This window comes from Acinetobacter sp. YH01018 (assembly GCF_013420295.1).
In the GTDB taxonomy this organism is placed as follows: Bacteria; Pseudomonadota; Gammaproteobacteria; order Pseudomonadales; family Moraxellaceae; genus Acinetobacter.
On record NZ_VOYL01000102.1, the window covers coordinates 1 to 2,607 of the forward strand.

At 46.6% G+C, this 2,607-nt stretch carries 3 protein-coding genes; all 3 read left to right on the plus strand.

Translation table 11 applies throughout. The annotated features are described in order from the left end of the window. Window positions 1-82: 82 nt before the first annotated feature. The 3 genes from FTT83_RS15675 to FTT83_RS15685 all read left to right on the plus strand — a co-directional run bounded on the left by FTT83_RS15675 (window position 83) and on the right by FTT83_RS15685 (window position 2,576). Entirely contained in the window at window positions 83-544 is a 462-nt protein-coding gene (locus FTT83_RS15675; RefSeq protein WP_131292450.1) for a transposase, read from the plus strand. Next, entirely contained in the window at window positions 541-876 is a 336-nt protein-coding gene (tnpB, locus tag FTT83_RS15680) for an IS66 family insertion sequence element accessory protein TnpB (RefSeq protein ID WP_000618091.1), read from the plus strand. The genes FTT83_RS15675 and tnpB overlap by 4 nt, the downstream gene beginning before the upstream one ends. Before the next feature lie 74 nt (window positions 877-950). Continuing rightward, the gene (locus FTT83_RS15685; RefSeq protein ID WP_180176837.1) at window positions 951-2,576 is read left to right on the plus strand and encodes an IS66 family transposase; all 1,626 of its coding nucleotides are present in this window, start codon (window positions 951-953) and stop codon (window positions 2,574-2,576) included. The last annotated feature ends 31 nt before the right edge of the window (window positions 2,577-2,607 follow it).

Consider the following 2,607-nt stretch of genomic DNA (forward strand, 5'->3'; position numbering starts at 1 on the left):
GTAAGCGTCCGCTGAACCCCACTTTTCTTATTTTCTCAATATCCCGATAGTGTCCATTATTTATTAAATGGACATTATGTTTATGGCCTTAGACACTTTTATAGACACTGAACAAACGACAGAAAGAACCCGCAGAATCTTCGCAACTGATTTTAAACAGCACCTGGTCGAGCTTTGCCTGCAGCCAGACACATCGGTGGCCAAGGTGGCAATGCAACATCAGATCAATGCCAATCTGCTACATAAATGGATTCGCCAGTCCAGATCAATGGTCCCTGCATTAAAAAGCCCACCCAGTCCACAGACCGACTTTCTTCCCGTCATTCTTCACCCGACGCCAGTCAGACAAGAAGCACCTCTGCCACCTGACGCAACTAAACAAGAAACACCTCCACCACCTGTGCCGGAGAAGAATGCTGTCGCTCATATCAGGATTCCATTGCATAAGGAACAAGGTTCCGCAAGGGATCAGATGATCGAGATCGACTGGCCGGTGGAATCAGCAAAGGAATTACTGCCTTTAATTCAGGGCTTGATCAAATGATCCGTATCGATGAAATCTGGTTGTCTACTCAGCCCATGGACATGCGTGCAGGTATGGATACGACCATGGCTCAGGTGGTGAGAGCCTTTGGCTACATCAAACCGCATTGTGCTTACCTGTTCTGTAATAAACGTGGCCATCGCATGAAAGTGCTGGTACATGATGGACTGGGCATCTGGCTGTGTGCCCGGCGGCTGGAACAGGGCAAATTTCACTGGGCTCAAGTTCATCAAGGTGAAACCGTGGCCCTCAGCCCGGAACAGTTACAGGCACTGATCCAAGGTTTGCCCTGGCAGCGCATTGGACGACAGCAGGTGGTGACGATGCTTTAAACCAGGCTGTTCCATTCTGCTATTCTCCAAACGTTCTATTTCATTCTTCTCATGACCTCAGGCATACTGCGGTCATGAATACGCTGCCTGACTTAAGCCAACTGACCCATGAACAACTGCTGGAATTCACCAGACAGTTGGCGATGCAGCATCAGTCTCTAGCACAATCAAACCAGCAATTAGATGCCAGAGTTCAACATCTTGAAGTCACCAATCAGCAATTAGATTCTAAAGTTCAACATCTTTCTATTCTCAATCAAAAATACGAGCATGAACTCGCACTATTTAAACAGCACAAATTCGGCAGTAAAAACGAACATCTCACCGCAAAACAAATCCACCTATGGGATGAAGCGGTTGAAGAAGATATTGCTGCTGTTGATCTGGAATTAGAACGATTAAATGCAGATAAAACCGATGCAGCGACACACAAAGCCAAAACCAATAAACCTAAACGTCGACTGCTGCCAGATCATCTACACACCATCCGTATTGAGCATGAACCTGCATCAACCCAATGCAGTTGTGGCTGCCAACTCCGTCGTATCGGTGAAGATATCAGTGAAAAACTGAATTTCAGACCGGCACAGTTCTATAAGGAACAGCATGTGCGTGGCAAATGGGTGTGTGATCAATGTGACACACTGACCCAACAAGCAATGCCGGCATATGTGATTGAGAAAGGAATCGCCAGTCCTGAATTACTCAGCCATGTACTGGTATCGAAGTATGCAGATCATTTACCGCTGTACCGTCAGCGCCAGATCTTTCTACGCGCAGGTGTTGATCTGTCCAGATCAACGTTATCTGACTGGATTGGTCGCTGTGGTGTAGAGTTAGAACGCCTAACCGATGCATTAAGAAAGGTGATCCTACAGCAAGCGGTGATTCATGCAGATGAAACACCCGTCACCATCATGCGGATGGATGATAAAGATAAAAAACCGAAGAAAGGTTATGTCTGGGCTTATGCAACAACCCAATATAATCCAATTCAAGCCGTGATTTATGACTTTCAAGACAGTCGCTCTGGTGAACATGCCGAAGCCTTTCTAAAAGATTGGCAGGGCCATCTGGTCTGTGATGATTACAGTGGCTACAAAGCACGCTTTAGATCAGGTCAGGTCATTGAGGTGGGCTGCATGGCACATGCACGTCGTAAATTCCACGAACTGCATGTGACCAAAAAAAGTCAGGTCGCTGAACAGGTATTAGTGCTGATTCAGAAACTGTATGCCATAGAAGCAGAACTCAGGAAAAAGACGGATGGTACAGCGCAACACCGCCGCGAATACCGACAACAGCATAGTCAACCGGTGATGCAACAACTATATGAATGGCTCAACCAACATTATCTGACGGTGCCGTCGAGTTCTCCAATTGCCAAGGCTATCAATTACACTCTGAAGCGTTGGCCAGCTTTAAGTCGCTATTTGGATGATGGCAATCTACCGATTTGCAATAATTGGGTAGAGAATCAAATGCGTCCCTGGGCGTTGGGGCGTAAGAACTGGTTATTTGCAGGTTCGCTGCGCAGTGGTCAGCGAGCGGCCAATATCATGACTTTAATCCAGTCGGCAAAACTGAATGGGCTGGATCCATATGCCTATTTAAGTGATGTGCTGAAAAGGTTGCCAACACATAAAGTGACCCAGATTGAAGAATTACTGCCACACCGCTGGAAACCCAACTCAAATTAAAAAATAGCTATGGGGTTCAGCGCACGCTTAC